Consider the following 19199-nt stretch of genomic DNA (forward strand, 5'->3'; position numbering starts at 1 on the left):
CTTCGGTGGTGGCTGGGTGCATCCCTCAAAGATTCATCCGATTAAGTTCCTCCACCGCATGGTTAGCAGCGCGGGCTGTAAAGGCCATAAACATCAACGTGGGATTTTGGGTGCTTGTACTTGTAAAACTTGCCCCATCCGAAACAAATACATTCTTGCAGGCATGCAATTGGTTCCATTCATTCAACAAGGACGTTTTCGGGTCTCTGCCCATTCTGACGCCGCCCATTTCATGGATATCTGATCCTGGAGGTGCCCCTGAGTCTTCGACCTTGATATTGGTAAAGCCCGCCTTCTCATACATCTCGGTTTGCTGTTGGATAAAGTCAGCGGTCATCTTGTCGTCGTTGTCTGTCCACTCTACTGAAAGGATGATTTTTGGTATCCCGTATTTATCAGTTTGGTCAGTGCTGAGACGCATATGGTTGGATTCAATCGGGACGGTTTCCCCCTGCATCCAAGCAGACATGTGCCAGTTGCCGTATTTTTGGTTCAATAGATTATCCCTTAATTCATGCCCGATCATACTGGTATCGGACCCCAGTCCCCTACCGCCTGCCATCCCAATGGAATAGCCACGGAGGAAATCTGTTTCTTGTTTGAAAACATTTCTGAACCTTGGCACATACGCATGTCCTGCATGACGCCCCTCGGTAGCTTTGTCAAAAAAGCCCTCGAAAGTTGCGCTACCTTTGCCTCGATAGTTATGGCAGGCCAAGAATTTCCCCATCAATCCATTGTCGTTGCCGATTCCATTGGGAAAGCGGGATGATTTGGAATTGAGCAAAATGGCATTGGAAGCAATGGTCGAAGCATTGACAAATATGATCTTGGCATAAAAGTCGATCGCGTCCTTGGTCTCGCGGTCGATGATGCGCACGCCAACGGCCTTGCCCTTTGCTTCATCATAAATGATGGACTCAACAACCGAATCAGGTCTGATGGTCAGGTTCCCGGTCTTTTCAGCCCAGGGTAGCGTGGATGCATTGGCCGAGAAATATCCGCCATACACACAGCCTCGGTTGCACATCCCTTGGTTCTGGCACTTGTAGCGTCCCTGCTTGAGGTGGATTTCCTGCGGATCGGTAAGGTGCGCACAACGTCCCTGGATCAAATGGCGGCTGCCGTAGTTTTTCTTCAACTGCTCCTTATAATAATTTTCAATACAGCTCAATTCAAATCCAGGCTGAACAATCGAGTCCGGCAGCTCCGCCAATCCATCCCTGCCTCCCGCAATTCCCGCAAAGGTCTCCACATAGTCCAACCAAGGCTCTAAATCTTTATACCGAACAGGCCAATCTACGGCAAACCCATCCCGCGCGGGACCTTCAAAATCATAGTCCGACCAGCGCTGTGTAGCCCGCGCCCATAGCAAAGACTTACCTCCGACATGGTAGCCACGGAACCATCGGAAGGGCTTTTCTTCGATAATCGGCTGCTCGTCCTCTGCCAACGCCCAGTGGATGGTCTCCTCTCTTGCCCATCGGGCCGCGCCGATCCCGGAGCGTTTTTCGACTGGTACGACTCCTCGAAACTCAAATTCCCAAGGGGCTTTTGAAGCCGTCGGATAATCATCGATATGGCGGACCATGCGTCCCCGTTCCAACACAAGGGTTTTGAGCCCTTTCTCACAAAGCTCTTTGGCAGCCCATCCCCCACTCGCTCCCGATCCAATTACTATAGCATCGTAGGTCCTCTTGTCTTTAGAATCTTGTAGCATCTCGTTTCAGGTTAAGCGTTCACTTCCACACATCCATTGAATAAACCAGGGGCGACTTTATAGCCTCGATAGTCGGCCATTACTTCCTTCACGGTAGTGAAGCCCATGATCGTCTGGGATTTCATCAGGTCAAAAAACTTCTTTTCAGATTCGTCTTCGGAGTTTCCAAGCGCCATCAGCAACTTTTCCCTTTCGGCCTGGCTGTTCTTGGCAAAGGACTTTCCTGTTGTTTCCTTGGATTTCTGCTCCAAAGCGGCCAGTTGGTTTTTGATCAAATCCTGGTCTTCCTTTGCATAGCAATGCTCAAAGAGGCGGTACAAAAACTTATCCGTACCTGTACTGAGCGCACCGATAGGCTTTGCATCTGGAGTAGGGACTTTCGGAGGCAAGCCGGCGGGAATGATGGTATCGGCAATGGCCGTGATCAATTTCTCCTCCTTGAAAGTGAAAAAGCCCTTGTGGGTCATTTGGTCCACAAGTTGCCACTTCCAGTCCGCCAATACCAGTCCAGCAATACCGGCGGCTGTTCCTCCTAGGATTTTGAGGGATTTACGTCTGTCCATAGGGTTATTTGGGTTATTAACCAGTTCTAATATAGGGCTTTGAAGGACAAAACACCTGAGATACCTGCCCAAAAAGTATCAATGGAAAATGGATGGGATTGGTGGATGGATACCTGATTTACTTTGGCAAACGCCGTCAAATAGAACCTTTTGATCGATTTCGAAAAAAGGATGAAGAAGCCAAGAAAACAGATGATTTGCTCAGGCAGTCTTCGCGTCAGCAATTTTTCCCGCCAATCCCTCCATGGACGTTCCGATTGCTTTGGGGTCTTTGCTGAGCAAAGCAGCAGCCAAGGCAACAGCAGCACCGGTAATGTCGATGGCTTTCTGGACATTGGCCAAGTTCTTCAAGGTCGAGCCTATCTCGGCTTGGATTCCCCGAATTTGCTGAAGACTGGCATCCAAGTCATCCAAAACCAACACGGCCGAAAGCGTGTACATGCTGCTGGACATGGACCACATTTCCATCATTTGCTTCGACATTGTATCCCGCTCTTCATGACTCAAAGCATCAAAATTCCCAAGATAATAATCTCTGATCTCATCGCCCATTTTGGAAAATTGGTCGCCCAGTTCCGTGGCTTGTTCGGCAGATAATGTGCTCATGGTTGTAATTTTTTATAGTAGCCGTACAATTCCTCCAAATCCCCACTCAAGATTGAAAGTTGCGACTTCAGGTCCGCAAGGCTCCATTGATCGATGTTCTCCGCGAGTTCACGATGCCCTACACCGATCTTAGCCAACATTTGCACGTAAATGTCAATCTCCTTCCCGTACTGTTCGAGGGTACGTTTTCTGGCAAAATACTCATTGGCGACCTGTCGTTTCTCAAATGTTGAAAGACTCGGGTCCCGGTACAACTGAAAATAGGTGACTTGGGACATGCTGGTTTCATTGCGCAAAATCCCCTTCAGATTTCTTGACAGGGTGAATTCCAAAAACCGGATCAATTCCTGAAAGGACGGATCCGCCTCGGTCACGTATTGGCGGACCTTGTTTTTTCGATAGCCGTTGCTGATGGCATTTCCGATGATATTGCCGATGTTGATATAAGCCGTAGCTTGCTCGGGACTGAACGTAATGCCGCCAAAGGAGCCAGAGGCCACCTGGTCGGTTAAGGCCTTGGTATTGTACCTGGCAGTCTCATTGGCTGAAAGGCGATTGAGTCCATCCAAATAGGCTGATAGAGCCTGATAGATCACAAAAGTCGCAGAATCGGCCTTGGCTTCTTGTTGGCAAGGGCAAGTGGGATTGAGTTCGAGTTTTTGGCTACTTTGTTCGAAGCACTTGTCCAAGCAGCTTTTTTCAAATCCATAACCCAAGGATTCGAAACTCGCCAATCCTTTCTTTGCCGAGCCAGAAAAATCGCTCACATGCCTCAGATTGGTGCAGGAAGCCATGGCCAGCATCATCCAAATCAAGCCTAAAATTCCGATCTTTCTTTTTCCCATTTTTTACCAAAAAAATAAAATCTAACCAAAACGTCGGTCGATAATATCGACAGCGAGGATAAAATATACCCCAAATTCCCTAGAAAGCAAAAAACCTTCAGAAAGTTTTCCCAAAGGCTTTTTGACAGATCGGTGTTGCGCCCTTAAAGCTTCTTGATCCGAATATTCCTGAACCAAACTTCGTCTCCATGATCCTGGAGGGCGATTTTGCCTTTCTTGTACTTCCCAAAACCAGGCATATCCTTGAACTTGGACTTGGCAACCAAGGCTTCCCACTCAGGCGTCCACATGGTGGTAGATACTACCATGACCCCATTGAGGTGAAGTTCCAGGTTTCCTTCCTTGGCGATGATTTCAGCGAGGTTCCATTCACCCACCGGCTTCACAGTCTCCTCAGCACTAACGATCAGGTCGTACAAATCACCAGCCCTGTGGCTGACGATCTTGGCATCTGGGTGTCCGTCATTGTCCAAGACCTGCATTTCGGGTCCGGTCATCCAAGGATATCCAAACTCAGGGGCTTCATGTACAAAGAAAATGATACCGGAATTACCGTTTGGCGCAATTTTCCATTCCACCTGCAAATGGTAGTTTTCAAATTCCTCATTGGTCACGATATCGCCTCCATCCCCTTCTTGCCAGTTGGCTTTGTTTTTGGCATCGAGGTAAATCGCACCATCCTGGATTTTCCAGGCTTTGCCTACTTCCCCACCGCCATACTTGGACCAACCATTGAAGCTTTGACCATCGAACAAGGAAATCCATTCTGGCTCCTGTACAGTTACCTCCTCGACCTCCGTGGTCGTTTCGGTAGGTTTACCCCCACAGGCGAAAGCAAGGAAACCGGCAGCAATCAGGTAGAGATAAGTTCTTTTCATTATTTCTTCAGTAAAAGGACGTATTTGACCATGGTTTCTACATCTTCCTTCGCCAACTGCGGATGGGCAGGCATTTGGATTTCTCCCCAAGTACCCACATGTCCATTGATCACATGGCTGGTGAGAAGCTCAATGTTTTCTGGCGTGCTTTCATATTTGGCGGCTACGTCGGCATAGGATGGGCCTACGATTTTCCTTTCGACCATATGGCAGGCCGTACAGCCGGCTTCCTTGGTTTTGGCAGAACCCGCAATGAACACAGGGTCATCTTTGTATTTGTCTTCAAGGCTTACTGGCGCGGCCGCAGGCGGAGGCGTGGCTACCGTCTCGGTAGTTGTAGAAGTACTGGAACCCCCACCACCGCAGGCGTATGTTAAGAGCGATACGGCCATCAGGCCAAAAGAAATTGATTTTGAAAGTTTCATAAATATTTGAATTGGTAATAATTAAATGCCTAGGATTTTCTTGTTGAATGCTTCGTCTGCACCGGCAGAAGCGAAGTCATCGAATGCTTTTTCTGTCACACGAATGATGTGGTCTTGGATAAATGGTGCACCTTCCAACGCGCCCTGTTCTGGATGCTTGATGGCGCATTCCCACTCCAATACCGCCCAGCCATCGTAATTGTACTGCGCCAATTTGCTGAAGATACCGCTGAAATCTACTTGCCCATCGCCCAGCGAGCGGAACCTTCCTGCCCTGTCAACCCAGCCTTGGAAGCCTCCGTAGACACCTTGCTTTCCGGTAGGATTGAACTCGGCATCCTTGACGTGGAACATTTTGATCCTGTCGTGGTAGAAATCTATGAACTGCAAATAGTCCAAACATTGCAGTACAAAATGGCTCGGATCGTAGAGGATATTGGCGCGCTTGTGGTTGTTGACTTTTTCCAAAAACATCTCGAAAGTAATCCCGTCGTGCAGGTCTTCTCCTGGGTGCAGTTCGTAACAAACATCGACGCCGTATTGATCGAAGGTGTCCAGGATAGGCGTCCATCTTTTGGCCAACTCCGTGAATCCCGTATTGACCAAGCCGGCAGGTCTCTGCGGCCAAGGGTAAACGGTATGCCACATCAATGCTCCCGAAAATGTCGCATGGGCATTCAGACCCAAATTGGCGGAAGCCTTCGCTGCAAATTTCAGTTGCTGGGTAGCCCACTCCGACTTCCCTTTCAAATCCCCCGCAAGACTGGCGGGTGCAAATGCGTCAAAAAGTTCGTTGTAAGCAGGATGCGTCGCGACCAATTGCCCCTGAAGGTGTGTCGATAGCTCGGAAATCTCCATTCCTGTTTCATTGACGATGCCCTTGATTTCATCTGCATAGGTTTTGCTTTCCGCAGCTTTCTGCAGGTCAATCATCCGCGCGTCCCAAGAAGGGATCTGTACACCTTTATAGCCTGCCTTTGACATCCACTGGCAGATGTTTTTGAGGTTGTTGAAAGGCGCTTTGTCATCGGCAAACTGTGCCAAGAATATCGCCGGTCCTTTGATGGTTTTCATAGGTTTATTGATTGGGATTGAAAGATTGCAAAATTAGGAAATTGGAAAATTGGATGAGTGAGTTGGCGAATTATTGGTTATTGGTTAGTGAGTTATTGGTTATTGAGTTATTCGTTCTCGAAACTTGGTACATCGTACTTCGTACTTGGTACCTATTTCGCAAATCATAAATTATCCATCTCAATACTCCACTACAAACGGTGTCCATTTTTGTTCAGAAGCGGTACTTTTCAGCACCAACTCAATGAAGGCCATACCGCGGATACCATCCTCTGCACCGGGGAAATCCCACCATTCCGCCTTTGGTTGTTCTCCTTTTCTAAGGGCATAGATGCATCTCGCGAAGTTGCGATAGATATTTGCGAATGCCTCGATGTATCCTTCCGGGTGTCCGGCGGGAGTACGGGTGTTTTCATTGGCCAATGAACCCAAGTAGCCTGTTCCGGCGCGGTAGATCTCGGCAGGTCTCCCGGGCCATCTTGCTATCAAGCTGTTGTTGTCTTCCTGCTGCCACTCTAGGCCGCCCTTATCTCCATAAACACGTACCTTCAGGTTGTTCTCGGCACCACAGTCGATTTGGGAAGCGGTCAAGATACCGGAAGCATTGTTTTCGAATCTCAACAAAACGGCCCCGTCGTCATCAATTGGCCTACCCGGAACCTTGATATCCAAGTCAGCGCAGATTTTGGCCACCTTCATCCCTGTGACATACTCGATAAGGTTGAATGCATGAGTTCCGATATCACCAAAACAGCCTGCCTTTCCGTTTCTTGCGGGGTCGGTACGCCATTCTGCCTGTTTGTTGTTTTCGTGCTCCAACAATTTGTAAAGCCAGCCCTGGGGGTATTCCACGTAGACTTTTTTGATGGTTCCGATTTCACCATTGGCGATCATCTGCTTCATTTGCTTCACCATAGGATAGCCGGTGTAGGTATGGGTCAGGCAAAAGAGCTTGTCGGAGCCTTTGATGACCTTGTAAAGCGCCTTTGCTTCGTCATAGGTCAAAGTCATGGGCTTGTCCAACACAACATGGAATCCATTCTCGAGTGCCTTTTTGGTGGGGTCAAAATGCACGTTGTTCGGCGTGACGATGCTGATGATGTCAATCCGTTCGGATTCAGGAAGGGCGAGTTCCTTTTCGATCATTTCGTCGTAGGAAACATACACCCGAGAAGGATCCAACATCAATTCTTCGCCCGCCTGCCGGGATTTATCAGGATTGCTGCTGAATGCACCCGCGGTCAGTTCGATTAGTCCGTCCATCAATGCGGCGTTTCGATGAATCGCACCGATGAATGCACCCGGCCCGCCGCCGACCATTCCCATTTTGAGTTTCTTTTGAGCTGCCATTATGGATTCTGATTAATGGTGTTTAAAAGTGATTTATTTTGGGTAGAATTTTTCTGAAAGATAAATTATGATTTTGTCTCCACTCCCAACGAAACACATTAAAATGACCAATTGCAGTAAGTTGTTATGAGTGGTCAAGAACTCAATTTCATTATTACTTATTTGGAAACTGGTTTTGGGAGCAGTTAAAAATAAAGGAAAAACCTGAATTTGTCCCCAAAAATTGATACTTTACCTTCCCCTTTCATCAATCCAAATAGAATACGCTATGCCTTTTGGAACAAAACTGAGGCTGTCACTCATGATGTTTTTGAATTTTTTCGTCTGGGGGTCTTGGTATGTGACCATGGGGACCTTCCTCGGCCTTAACCTCAACGCAACGGGCACTCAGGTATCGGCGGCATTTTCCACCCAGTCATTTGGGGCCATCATTGCACCATTTATCATTGGGCTGGTGGCGGACAGATATTTCAATGCGGAAAGAATTCTGGGCTTTTTACACTTGGTTGGTGCAGTCTTGTTGTATGCGTGTTACCAAGCCCAAAGCTTCTCGGATTTTTATCCTTTCATCTTTGCCTATATGGTTTTGTACATGCCGACATTGGCTCTTGCCAATTCGGTTTCCTTCAGGCAAATGAAAGACCCTGAAAAAGAGTTTTCCCCGATCCGGGTATGGGGAACAATCGGCTGGATTGCATCTGGCCTCACGATCAGCTATGTGTTCTTTTGGGATTCTGCCGCAAGCCTCGCAGATGGCTCGCTTCGCAATACCTTCCTGATGGCCTCAATTGCCTCCGTCATCTTGGGGATTTTCAGTTTCACCTTACCAAAAACCCCACCCAAAGGCAGGAGCAGCGACAAGGTCAAAATTTCCGATTTAATCGGATTGGATGCTTTGGGCTTATTGAAGGACAGAAACTATGCGGTATTCTTCCTCTCTTCGATCCTGATTTGTATCCCACTCGCCTTCTATTATCAAAACGCCAACCCATTCCTAGCCGAAATCGGCGTATCCGATCCAACCGGAAAGATGACCATCGGGCAAGTATCCGAGGTGCTTTTCCTGCTGTTACTTCCTTTGTTCTTTAAAAGATTTGGATTCAAGGTGACCATTCTCGTTGGGATGCTTGCTTGGTCATTGCGGTATTTCCTTTTTGCATTTGGAGACGCCGACGGTGGACTCTGGTTGCTCCTGGTAGGCATTGCGCTTCATGGCATCTGTTATGATTTCTTTTTTGTCTCCGGACAAATCTATACCGATTCAAAGGCTGGTGAACGATTCCAATCCTCTGCCCAAGGGCTGATTACCCTTGCTACCTATGGAATCGGCATGCTGATTGGTTTCGCGATCGCTGGACAAGTCACAGACATTTTCCTCACCGAGGCGGGTAGCCATGATTGGAAATCGATTTGGATGATTCCATCCGGCATCGCGATCTTGGTGGTCATCGTGTTTTTGGTGTTCTTCAAAAACGAGTCCGTTTCAAAAAAATTCAATTAAAACCCTCTCTTCATATGACCCAACTTAGCCGTAGAAACAGCCTCAAAAAAATACTGCTTTCTGGCATGGCAGCCGGAACGCTTCCGCTTAGCGCTACTGCAATCGAAGAAATGAAAGCTGCAACCCCGCTCAAAGGAAACGTCAACCATGCCGTTTGCCATTGGCCATTCAACCCCATGACGATTGAGCAACTATGTGTAGGAATCAAGAAAATCGGATTCAATGCCATTGACCTGATCGGCCCCAACAACTGGAAGATTTTGCAGGCCAATGGCGTGGAATGTTCGATGTGCAACGGCGCAGATATGGGTATTGTACAGGGATTCAACGACAAACAATATCACGAACAATTGATTAAGGGCTATACCGAGGTGATTCCTTTGGTCGCGAAAAACGGTTACAAGAACCTGATCGCATTTAGCGGCAATCGCAAAGGAATGGATGAAGAGACGGGCTTGAAGAATTGTGCGGAGGGTTTGAAAAAAATCATGGCATTGGCCGAAAAACACAATGTGATGATCATCATGGAACTGCTGAACAGCAAAGTAGACCACAAAGACTATATGTGTGACAACAGTGCCTGGGGAATAGAATTGGTGAAGATGGTTGGTTCGCCCAACTTCAAGCTCCTGTACGACATCTACCACATGCAAATCATGGAGGGGGATATCATCCGGACTATCAAACGGGACCACCAATATTTCGGACATTACCATACCGCCGGTAATCCAGGCCGGAATGAAATCGACGAAACACAGGAATTGAATTACCCGGCGATCGTGCGGGCGATTTTGGATACCGGCTACAAGGGATATTTTTGTCAGGAATTTGTCCCCAAAAACCCGGACAAGATGGCTTCGTTGGAAAAAGCCGTCCTCTTATGCGACCTTTAAAAAACAATTAACAATACCAATTTATTATGGCAGACAATTCATATGATGCAATCGTAGTCGGTTCGGGAGTTAGCGGAGGCTGGGCTGCGAAAGAATTGACAGAAAAAGGGCTAAAAGTGCTCTTGCTCGAAAGGGGACCGGACGTGAAGCACGTGGCAGACTACAAGACAGCCACACTCGCACCTTGGGAAGTTCCACACCGCGGTCGCAGGACTACAGAGATGCTGGAAAACCACCCCAATCTCAAGCGGGATTATGTTTTAAATGAACTCAACCTCGACTGGTGGGCACACGAATCTGATTCCCCCTACATCGAGAAAAAACCCTTTACTTGGTTCAGAGGCTATCAGGTAGGTGGTCGATCCCTGCTTTGGGGAAGGCAAAGCTACCGTTTGGGAGATATTGATTTCGAAGCAAATCTGAAGGAGGGGATTGCCATTGACTGGCCGATCCGGTACAAGGATTTGGCGCCCTGGTACAGTTATGTGGAAAAATTTGCCGGTATTTCAGGCAGTAGGGACGGATACGAAATCCTTCCTGACGGCGACCTTCAGCCACCCATGCCGCTCAATTGTGTCGAAAAAGATGTAGCTGCACGGGTGAAAGAAAAATGGGGTGGAAAAAGACTCGTCACAATCGGACGGGTCGCCAATGCTACCCAAGACCTACCCGGCAGGACCAAGTGCCAGTACAGGAACAAATGTTCGCTTGGCTGTCCTTTTGGAGGCTACTTCAGCACCCAATCCTCTACCCTTCCGGCTGCAATGGCTACGGGAAATCTCACTTTGAGGCCTTGGTCAATCGTGACCCGACTGATCTATGATAAAGACAGCCAAAAAGCAACCGGGGTAGAAATCGTGGACGGCGAAACCAACCAAACCTATGAGTTCAATGCCAAGATTATTTTCCTTTGCGCCTCCGCCTTTAATTCTACCTCCATCCTGATGCGTACCGCGACGGATATATGGCCGGAAGGCTTGGGAAGCAGCTCGGGCGAATTGGGCCACAACGTGATGGACCACCATTTCCGCTTGGGTGCCAATGGTACCGCAGAGGGTTACGAAGACAAGTACTATTTCGGAAGAAGGCCGACCGGCGTCTACATTCCAAGGTTCAGAAATGTCGGTGACGACAAACGTGATTACCTCAGGGGCTTTGGCTATCAAGGTGCAGCCTCAAGATCAGGCTGGAGCCGAAATGTAGCCGAGATCAATTTCGGGGCCCCTTTGAAAGAAGCGCTTTCCGAACCAGGACCATGGTCGATGGGCATCACGGCATTTGGCGAGATACTTCCTTATCACGAAAACACCATCAAGCTCAGCAAGGATGTCAAGGACAAATGGGGTATTGCCGTACTTGAAATGGATGCCGAGATCAAGGAAAACGAGAAAAAAATGCGGGTGGACATGATGAATGACGCCGCTGAAATGCTGGAAGCAGCAGGTCTGAAAAACGTCAAAACCTTTGACGCAGGCTACACGATGGGCCAAGGCATCCACGAAATGGGAACAGCTAGGATGGGACGTGATCCGAAAACCTCCGTCCTCAACGGCAATAACCAGGTATGGGATGCCAAGAACGTGTTTGTCACCGATGGTGCCTGCATGACTTCGGCGGCGGCACAAAACCCTTCATTGACCTACATGGCGATGACAGCCCGGGCTGCGAATTTCGCGGTCGAAGAACTCAAGAAAAGAAATCTTTAATCTCAAAAGAACTGAATCATGGCAATCAATAGACGTGACGCAATCAAAAGCTTTGTCATCATGATGGGCGGGGCTATGGTAGGTGCCAATGCCATCCTGACCGGCTGCAAACCCGAACACCAAATCATTGGACTGGAATTCAGTCCCGATGATATCGCATTCCTGGACGAAATCGGCGAAGCTATCATCCCGACCACAGATACGCCCGGAGCCAAAGCCACCAAAATCGGTGAGTTTATGGTCATGATGGTGAAAGATACCTATGCCGCCGAACAGCAACAGGCCTTTACAGATGGATTGAATTTCATTATCAAGGATTTCAAAGCTAGCCAAGGCAAAGACTTCATGGAGGCAACGGTAGAAGAAAGAACCTCCTACCTTAACGGATTAAAAGCCAAAGCTGAAAATCCAGAAGGCAAAAACGCCGCAGTGGTCAAAATGCTTCAAGATCTCACGGTCTTGGGATATTTCACCTCCGAAATTGGAGCTACCCAGCAACTTCGCTATTATGAGGTCCCAGGAAGATATGAGCCCTGTATCGATTACAAACCCGGTGACAAAGCCTATGCGATCTAATTTGAGATTTGTACATTAATATCGAGTATTCCCACGGTACGCTCTTTCAATCGGTAAAACTGAAAGGGCTGTCACCGTGGGAAATTAATTTTGAACCAAAACCCAGCAACCCGCATGACAAACAGAAGAAAATTTATCCAAATCAGCTCCGCGCTAAGCGTCGGTGCATTATTGCCCCTCCAGTTTTGCAGTCCTGCCAAAAAGGAAGAATCCACTACCGATGCGATATTGGATGCGGCTAAGGGTATCCTTGATGACTTTGGCCTCCAGCTTTACTCGGTCAAAGAAAATATGGCTGAAGACCCTGTTGCTACAATCAAATCCGTCGCAGGATTTGGATATACCCAATTGGAAGGATTTGACGGAGGAAAAGGTATTTTCTGGGGCATGAGCCCCACGGACTTCAAGAAATTGATGGATGATTTGGGAGTGAAGTTTATCGCATCGCACGCCAATACCTTCGAAAACCTCGAGCAACAAGCAGAACAAGCCGGTTCTATCGGCATGCAATACCTGATCTGTCCCTGGGTCGGTCCACAGAAATCCATGGATGATTTCAAAAGGCTTGCGGACGATTTCAACAAACAAGGGGAAATCTGCAAAAAGCATGGCGTGAAATTCGCCTATCACAATCACGGCTACACGTTTGATACGCTTGACGGTCAAATCCCACAAGACTACCTGATGGAGAATACCGACCCAGGCTTGGTAGATTTTGAAATGGACACTTATTGGGTGTATACCGCCGGAAAAGATCCCATCGAGTACATCAAAAAGTATCCGGGAAGATTTACCCTGGGCCACGTAAAGGACAAATCCGGTGATCTGCCGTTCTCAGAAGCAAATGGATCAACGATCGTCGGAACGGGAATCATGGATTTTCCGAGTATCCTAAGGGCAGGAATGGACAACGGGATGAAATATTTTATCGTAGAGCAAGAGCGGTTTGAAGGAACCAACCCCATGGACGCGGCTGAAAAAAACGCTGCCTACATGAAAAACTTGGTTTTTTGAAACCGTTAAAACCCACTAAGAAATGCGAAAGCCTACCTTTTTCGGGTAGGCTTTTTTTTAATTCACAAATTCCGACCTGATGGACCGGGAAGTATAGATCAGCAAATAGATAATCACAATCAGTATCACCAATGCGGCAACTTCAAATTGTGCCCATATCTTTGATTTATTGACCGTCTTCTCTGCCTTTTTGGCGATTTTCTGGCCTTCCTCCAATTGGATTTGGGAGAGTTTTTCCAAATCCACCAAAGCACGCTCTATTGAACTGTTGTATTCCTTAACTTTCTGGGTATTGATGCCTTGGGTGTCGCTATAGAGTAGCGCATAGTCAGCAATCCTCAGGTTTTCCTGGATAATCTTCTTGAAATCGGTCAAATACCCTGCTTCTGCGATCGTCAAGTCTGTGTCCTCAAACTCCTCCACAATCTTCAATATATCGTTTTCGCGTTTGGTGATTTCCCCGACGGCGTTGGAATAATCACTCTCAAAAGCGCAGTGGTTTACCAGAAGCTTGATCCTAAAAAGTTCCTCCGAAATGGAAAATATATAACTCTCCACAACGAGCCTATCATCATAAAAGGAAACGAATGAATTGCCCAGGTCATTGAAATTCCTACGTTCCAGAATATTTTTCCCAAAGATCATGATGATAAGGACTGTAAGAATGGTAGCTACTTTCAGTTTTCTTTTTTGAAGTTGGGTTCTAGACATGATCGGGTATACTATGGGTGTATGATATTCTGGCCAGCCAAATTAAGTCCTACTAAGGTCAAGGCCTTAAATTGGCACCCAATTAAATTTTTTGCGGTGACATAACCTAAAGTTTCCCGATTTTTTTGAATTCTCAAACCATAACCATAGGCTCATCTGTAATTTGGGTATCGGAGATATAAGTTTTTGTTTATATTCAAAGCGCAACCGATTCTAAATGAAAAAAATCCTAATTGCGCTTGTCAGCTTGATTCTGTTGTATTGGCTTGCGACGCTTATCGTTCCGGGAATCATCGAAAAAGGCAACAACCCTGTCAAGCAGCTACCTCCCTACTCCGTATCAGAAGAAGCTTCAGAGCTATATGCTTCACTGGATTTTGTGGCAGATCTTCACTGCGATGCATTGTTATGGGGACGTGACCTGACGAAGCGTGGCAAGCGCGGACACGTGGATTTTCCGCGGATGCAGGAGGGTAATATCGCCCTGCAGGTCTTCACTGTTGTTTCTAAATCCCCCAAGGGGCAAAACATGGAATCCAACAGTGCCGACACGCAGGACAACATCACCCTGCTAAACATCGTGCAGGGGAGACCGATATCCAATTGGTTTAGCCTGATGAAACGAACCCTCTACCAATCTGCACAATTGGAGGAATTTGCAGCAGAATTTCACGATGAGTTCATCATTGTAAAAAATCCAGAAGATGTACTGGAACTGGTTGAGAAAAGGAAAGCAGATAAGCATGTCATTGGCGGTCTTTTGGGAATCGAAGGGGCCCATGCATTGGAGGGAAAGATAGAAAACCTTGATAAGGCCTATGAGGCTGGCGTGAGGCTGATCGGGCCAATGCATTTCTTTGATAATGAGATGGGTGGCTCGGCCCATGGAGCGAGCGGAGAAGGATTGACGGATTTTGGAAAAAAAGTCATCCGGCGCATGAACGAGCTAAGTATGATCATCGACCTCGCCCATGCCTCACCAAAAATGATCGACGACATCTTGGAGATGTCCAGCAAGCCGGTGATGGTTTCGCATACCGGCATCAGGTCTGTGCTGAATTCACCAAGAAACCTATCCGATGAGCAGATCCGTAAGATCGCCGCCAAAGAGGGAATCATCGGCATCGCGTTTTTCGATATGGTTCAGGGACCGGACGAACTTCGGGGAATTGTCGCGAGTATGAAGCGTGTCAAAAACCTCGTCGGAGTAGAACATATCGCTTTGGGCAGCGATTACGACGGCAGCGTTGCCGCACCGTTTGACATTACGGGCTTGCCCTTGATCGTGGATGCACTTTTGAACGAGGGTTTTGCGGAAGATGAAATCCGAGCCATCATGGGCGAAAACGTGAAAAATTTCCTTTTGGCGAATCTCTAGTATGGAAAGCCAAATGCACCGACAGGTTTCATTTTTTGGTAGGTTTCAGCACTACCTGAGGGAATTTGTGTATGGTGGAATAGACGGGGCGGTGACTACGTTCGCGGTTGTCGCAGGAGCAGTCGGAGCCAATCTCGACACCTCAATTATCCTGATTCTTGGGTTTGCAAACTTGTTGGCAGACGGGTTTTCAATGTCCGTGGGTGCTTACCTTTCAGCCAAATCAGAAAAGGAAAATTACCAAAAACACCGCGCCATTGAATATTGGGAAGTGGACAACATCCCCGAAATGGAAAGAGAAGAAGTCCTTCAAATCTACAAAGCCAAGGGATTTGAGGGCGAATTGCTGGAAAAGGTCGTGGATGTCATCACCGCGGACCGCGATAGATGGGTCGATGAAATGATGAAAAACGAGCTAGATATGATCGAAGATTCCAAAAGCCCATTCAACATCGGACTTGCTACCTTGATTTCATTTGTTTTGGTTGGATTTATTCCCTTGGCCTTCTATGTCTATGATTTTGTATTCGAGTCAGGCATTTCACTGTTCCTGTGGACGAGTATTGGCACAAGTGTCGCTTTTGTGGTCGTGGGCTGGTTGAAAAGTTACGTCAACCAAACGCCGGTTTTGAAAAGTGTCTGGGAAACTCTTGCCTTGGGCGTCGTTGCCGCATTTGTCGCCTATTTAGTGGGTGATGTTTTGGATAGCATACTAATCAACTCTTGATGGAAACAATCAATGAAGTCATCGCCGAAATGGACAAGATCGTCCAATCTTGCCGCGACAAGAGCAGCCGAATAGGCTTTTTTGCCGTGTTGTACCGGATGGTTACGATTCGCGTGAGGGATGGGATTCTGGCGGGTGAGTTTGAAGACAATCCACGGATGGAGAAGTTGGATATCCTCTTCGCCAAGCGCTTTATCGATGCCTACCACGCCTACCAAACCGGACAGCAGATTACCGAAAGCTGGAAATTGGCGTTTGATGCGGCCGTGTCGACAAACCACCTGGTGCTACAGCACCTGTTACTTGGGATGAATGCGCATATCAACCTTGATTTGGGAATCGCCGCTGTAGAGACCATGAAAGGGAAAAACCTCGAAGATATCGAAGGTGATTTCAACAAGATCAATCAGGTATTGGGCGATTTGGTAGATGATGTCAAGCTCAACATCGGCACGATTTCCCCCACGTTCTCCCGATTGATCCGTTTTTCAAAAGGCAAGGAGGAAATCCTGGTCAACTTTAGCATCAAACTGGCACGGGAAGGCGCTTGGAAATTTGCCAAGCGGTTTGCAGCCGCCGAGGACGAGTCAGAAGCGATCGGAAAACGTGACAAAGTCATTAGCCTGCTCGCCAAAGGACTCATCAGGCCCGGCCTCAAGCTGAGGTTATTGATTTGGATCGCGGGTCTCTCCGAATGGAAATCCGTGCCCGAGATCATGGACCAACTCGGCAAAATTGCAGAAGCACAGATTACAAAGGCTCGGGCCTGATATCCAAGCTTGTCCGAAAATCCCGAAGCCTCTTGTCGCTGCTGCCATCTACTTTCACGGTCTGCTCCTTGGTGTAGGATTTCACCCGGTGCTCCGCCAAATCCAAAAGATCATCATATGGACCTCTCGGGGAAATCAGCTTCACAAAAATCGGGGCTGTCTCGACGGCCACGAACAATAGCATGATAAAAATATTGGCCATGGCCATTGCATTGCTCTCCTCAGTCAACACTTGCAATCCGTCAAGTCGGGCCGCCAATCCGTCGAATCCATCGATATTCGGCTGTATCTTGTCAAATTCAGCTTGACGAAGTGCCGTCAGGCGCTGGATTTGTGCATCCAAAGTATCGATTCTGACTTGATGGGCAGCTTTCAGGTTGTTCAGATCATTTTGGGCGGCATCGAGTTGCTGCTCCTTTTTCTTCGCGTTGGTTCCGATCCCGACGATTCCCGAAGTTCCATCCGATTTGGTACCAAAGCGCTCAAAATCATATTCTTTCTGAAGTTTATCCCGGAATACCGTCGCAGCCTCCACTTCGGCACGGAGACTGTCCTTTTTGGCTTCAAGATCGTTGATTTCAGCAAATCCCAATTTCAGTCGCTCCTTACTTTGCGCGATCATTTCCGTTTTCTTTTCGTCCAGTTTTCGGTTGATTTCACGCTCAAAAATCTTGATTTCCAATGGCTTGGAAATGACAATGGCCAAAAGCACCGCAAAAACCAACCTTGGGATCGCCATCCTCCACTCTGCCCAGGCATTGTTCCGTTTCCTCATGCTGGATACGATAAACCGGTCCAAATTGAAAATCATCAAGCCCCAGACCAGGCCAAATCCGATTGCATACCAGACAGACTGAAAAACTGTGAACAGCGCATACCCCGCGGAAATCGCCGCCAATAACCCTGTGAAAAAAACGGTGCCGCCGATACCCACATACTTGTGGGTCTCCGTAGGTGACTTTTCCAAAAGCGGAGCATAGGCACCGGAACAGAACCAGAAAAAGCGCGTGAGTTTCTTCATGAAGGAAAATGGGATTGAATGGTTTGGCTATCTTTGAACAAAAAACGGGCAATAGGATTCAAAATTGTTGTATTCCCTTTTACCAATCATGCAAAAGGGACGAAATCCTCGAAATTTGTGCCGGACGCCGTGCCTAGTCGGAGGACTTTTTTTCCTCCAATGCCAAGAATCCTTGATTTCCTCCTGTCCATTATTGGTACAATCGAAAAAAACGGTCAACTTTTGTCCATAAATGCACACTTATGAAATCCATTCGCAACCGCTATAATCGATACGCGCTCATCCAATTCCTGTTTTTCTGTACGATCCTAATCATTGGCCAAACAGCAAATTCCCAGGAAATCGGATTCAAGGAAGAGGTGGCCGGCTTGGTGGAAAAACTTGACCAACAAGGCTGGGAAAAGGGCGGTGTTGTCTTCACGGGCAGCTCCAGTATCCGATTTTGGAAAACACTCGCCGAAGATTTCCCGAAAACCAACACCATCAATACGGGATTTGGAGGATCACAGGCGCACGAGTTGCTGCATTACCTGGAGCCTTTGGTCATACGCTACGCACCGAAGAAAGTATTTATCTACATCGGCGAAAACGACATCAACGCCGGCAAATCTGTCCGCCAGACCATGACAGAAATCAGCCTCATCATTGACCGCCTTCAGGCAGAACTCCCGGATGTGGAATTGTACTTCATCGGAACCAAGCCAAGCCCAAGTCGTTGGGAAAAGAGCGGTCAAATGCAGGCCTTTAATGCAGAATTGAATACCATGGCGCTTAGCAAAGACAATGTGTACTACATCTCTGTGTGGGATAAAATGCTGGACAAAAAAGGACAGCCCAATGAAACGCTCTTTGTCGAAGACCGACTTCACTTGAATGAAAAGGGCTATAAAATCTGGAGGAAAAGTGTGAAGGGTTTTCTATAAGGAATGTGCCATTTTCTCAAGATCCAAGACTTAAGACTTCCGATGACAAACTTTCCCAACAACTAATGACTCAATAACTATCAACTATACTCCCCATGCCCATCATCAACCTCGGAATCCAGATTGTTCCCAAAAGCAAAACCCTAGATAGTTACGCGCTTGTCGACAAAGCCATTGAAGTCATCCAGCAATCAGGTATCAAACATATCGTGACTCCTTTCGAAACCGTGATGGAAGGTCCACAGGAGGAATTGATGGAAATTGCCAGACGGGTACAGGAAGCAGTCCTCGCCGCAGGTGCCGAGGAAGTTTTGGTCTACTACCGCATGCAAATTCGGAAAAACAGCGACGTCAGTATCGAGGATAAAATCGGGAAATATTAAAATCATCTGACCCCCATACCCTGAAAAATCACGGTTCCAGGCAATTTAACAGGCATTTTTTCAACTAATGTTGGCCGATTCCTTGACAAACGCCCGACCCCAATTGAAATCAATTCAATAAATTTCCGATTGGTT

20 protein-coding genes are annotated in these 19199 nt (G+C 47.5%); 10 read left to right on the forward strand and 10 right to left on the reverse strand.

The window, feature by feature from the left end; all coding sequences use genetic code 11:
* Nucleotides 1–25: 25 nt before the first annotated feature.
* From C943_RS06120 to C943_RS06160, 8 genes are all read right to left on the reverse strand, one after another.
* Nucleotides 26–1720 carry a GMC oxidoreductase gene (locus tag C943_RS06120; RefSeq protein WP_008625413.1) on the reverse strand — a complete coding sequence of 565 codons (1695 nt, stop codon included), beginning with the start codon at nucleotides 1718–1720 and terminating at the stop codon, nucleotides 26–28.
* An 11-nt stretch (nucleotides 1721–1731) separates the two neighbouring features.
* Complete coding sequence (locus C943_RS06125) at nucleotides 1732–2283, reverse strand: gluconate 2-dehydrogenase subunit 3 family protein (RefSeq protein WP_008625415.1); 552 nt, start codon at nucleotides 2281–2283, stop codon at nucleotides 1732–1734.
* 201 nt (nucleotides 2284–2484) lie between these two features.
* Entirely contained in the window at nucleotides 2485–2889 is a 405-nt protein-coding gene (locus C943_RS06135; RefSeq protein ID WP_008625419.1) for a hypothetical protein, read from the reverse strand.
* Nucleotides 2886–3734, reverse strand: a complete 849-nt coding sequence (locus C943_RS06140) for a hypothetical protein (RefSeq protein ID WP_008625421.1) — start codon at nucleotides 3732–3734, stop codon at nucleotides 2886–2888. Before C943_RS06140 ends, C943_RS06135 begins: the two co-directional genes overlap by 4 nt.
* Nucleotides 3735–3877: 143 nt before the next feature.
* A complete protein-coding gene (locus C943_RS06145; protein WP_008625422.1) occupies nucleotides 3878–4612 on the reverse strand; it encodes a 3-keto-disaccharide hydrolase in 735 nt (244 codons plus the stop codon).
* Nucleotides 4612–5037, reverse strand: a complete 426-nt coding sequence (locus C943_RS06150; RefSeq protein ID WP_008625423.1) for a c-type cytochrome — start codon at nucleotides 5035–5037, stop codon at nucleotides 4612–4614. The genes C943_RS06145 and C943_RS06150 overlap by 1 nt, the downstream gene beginning before the upstream one ends.
* Before the next feature lie 21 nt (nucleotides 5038–5058).
* On the reverse strand, nucleotides 5059–6111 hold the full coding sequence (locus C943_RS06155; RefSeq protein ID WP_008625424.1) for a sugar phosphate isomerase/epimerase family protein: 1053 nt from the start codon (nucleotides 6109–6111) through the stop codon (nucleotides 5059–5061).
* Between the two features lie 180 nt (nucleotides 6112–6291).
* Nucleotides 6292–7461 (reverse strand): Gfo/Idh/MocA family protein, encoded by a 1170-nt coding sequence (locus tag C943_RS06160; protein ID WP_040479285.1) that lies wholly within the window; start codon nucleotides 7459–7461, stop codon nucleotides 6292–6294.
* Nucleotides 7462–7729: 268 nt separating this feature from the next.
* Between C943_RS06160 and C943_RS06165 the strand changes: the two genes are divergently transcribed.
* The 5 genes from C943_RS06165 to C943_RS06185 all read left to right on the forward strand — a co-directional run bounded on the left by C943_RS06165 (nucleotide 7730) and on the right by C943_RS06185 (nucleotide 13151).
* The gene (locus C943_RS06165; protein ID WP_040479288.1) at nucleotides 7730–8962 is read left to right on the forward strand and encodes a nucleoside permease; all 1233 of its coding nucleotides are present in this window, start codon (nucleotides 7730–7732) and stop codon (nucleotides 8960–8962) included.
* Nucleotides 8963–8976: 14 nt separating this feature from the next.
* Nucleotides 8977–9855, forward strand: a complete 879-nt coding sequence (locus tag C943_RS06170) for a hydroxypyruvate isomerase family protein (RefSeq protein WP_008625430.1) — start codon at nucleotides 8977–8979, stop codon at nucleotides 9853–9855.
* 26 nt (nucleotides 9856–9881) lie between these two features.
* Nucleotides 9882–11561 (forward strand): GMC oxidoreductase, encoded by a 1680-nt coding sequence (locus C943_RS06175; RefSeq protein WP_008625431.1) that lies wholly within the window; start codon nucleotides 9882–9884, stop codon nucleotides 11559–11561.
* An 18-nt stretch (nucleotides 11562–11579) separates the two neighbouring features.
* Nucleotides 11580–12137, forward strand: a complete 558-nt coding sequence (locus C943_RS06180) for a gluconate 2-dehydrogenase subunit 3 family protein (protein ID WP_008625432.1) — start codon at nucleotides 11580–11582, stop codon at nucleotides 12135–12137.
* A gap of 114 nt (nucleotides 12138–12251) precedes the next feature.
* The gene (locus C943_RS06185; protein WP_040479291.1) at nucleotides 12252–13151 is read left to right on the forward strand and encodes a sugar phosphate isomerase/epimerase family protein; all 900 of its coding nucleotides are present in this window, start codon (nucleotides 12252–12254) and stop codon (nucleotides 13149–13151) included.
* A 57-nt stretch (nucleotides 13152–13208) separates the two neighbouring features.
* Here the strand turns inward: C943_RS06185 and C943_RS06190 are convergent, their stop codons facing one another.
* Entirely contained in the window at nucleotides 13209–13862 is a 654-nt protein-coding gene (locus C943_RS06190; RefSeq protein ID WP_008625434.1) for an MCP four helix bundle domain-containing protein, read from the reverse strand.
* A 217-nt stretch (nucleotides 13863–14079) separates the two neighbouring features.
* On the opposite strand from C943_RS06190, the gene C943_RS06195 reads away from it, so the two are divergent.
* The 3 genes from C943_RS06195 to C943_RS06205 are packed head-to-tail and all read left to right on the forward strand — an operon-like array spanning nucleotide 14080 to nucleotide 16737.
* A complete protein-coding gene (locus C943_RS06195) occupies nucleotides 14080–15240 on the forward strand; it encodes a dipeptidase (protein ID WP_008625435.1) in 1161 nt (386 codons plus the stop codon).
* Nucleotide 15241: 1 nt separating this feature from the next.
* Nucleotides 15242–15967 carry a VIT1/CCC1 transporter family protein gene (locus C943_RS06200; RefSeq protein WP_008625436.1) on the forward strand — a complete coding sequence of 242 codons (726 nt, stop codon included), beginning with the start codon at nucleotides 15242–15244 and terminating at the stop codon, nucleotides 15965–15967.
* A complete protein-coding gene (locus tag C943_RS06205) occupies nucleotides 15967–16737 on the forward strand; it encodes a DUF5995 family protein (RefSeq protein WP_008625439.1) in 771 nt (256 codons plus the stop codon). Before C943_RS06200 ends, C943_RS06205 begins: the two co-directional genes overlap by 1 nt.
* On the opposite strand, the gene C943_RS06210 is transcribed toward C943_RS06205, so the two are convergent.
* Nucleotides 16718–17758: a DUF4407 domain-containing protein gene (locus C943_RS06210; protein WP_008625441.1), complete on the reverse strand. Its 1041-nt coding sequence runs from the start codon at nucleotides 17756–17758 to the stop codon at nucleotides 16718–16720. The two genes, C943_RS06205 and C943_RS06210, sit on opposite strands and share 20 nt — an antisense overlap.
* A 242-nt stretch (nucleotides 17759–18000) precedes the next feature.
* Between C943_RS06210 and C943_RS06220 the strand changes: the two genes are divergently transcribed.
* Together C943_RS06220 and C943_RS06225 are read left to right on the forward strand one after the other, a co-directional pair.
* On the forward strand, nucleotides 18001–18681 hold the full coding sequence (locus tag C943_RS06220) for a GDSL-type esterase/lipase family protein (protein WP_008625445.1): 681 nt from the start codon (nucleotides 18001–18003) through the stop codon (nucleotides 18679–18681).
* 95 nt (nucleotides 18682–18776) lie between these two features.
* On the forward strand, nucleotides 18777–19064 hold the full coding sequence (locus tag C943_RS06225; protein WP_008625446.1) for a thiamine-binding protein: 288 nt from the start codon (nucleotides 18777–18779) through the stop codon (nucleotides 19062–19064).
* Nucleotides 19065–19199: the final 135 nt, after the last annotated feature.

The organism is Mariniradius saccharolyticus AK6, from assembly GCF_000330725.2.
GTDB classification, from domain to species: domain Bacteria; phylum Bacteroidota; class Bacteroidia; order Cytophagales; family Cyclobacteriaceae; genus Mariniradius; species Mariniradius saccharolyticus.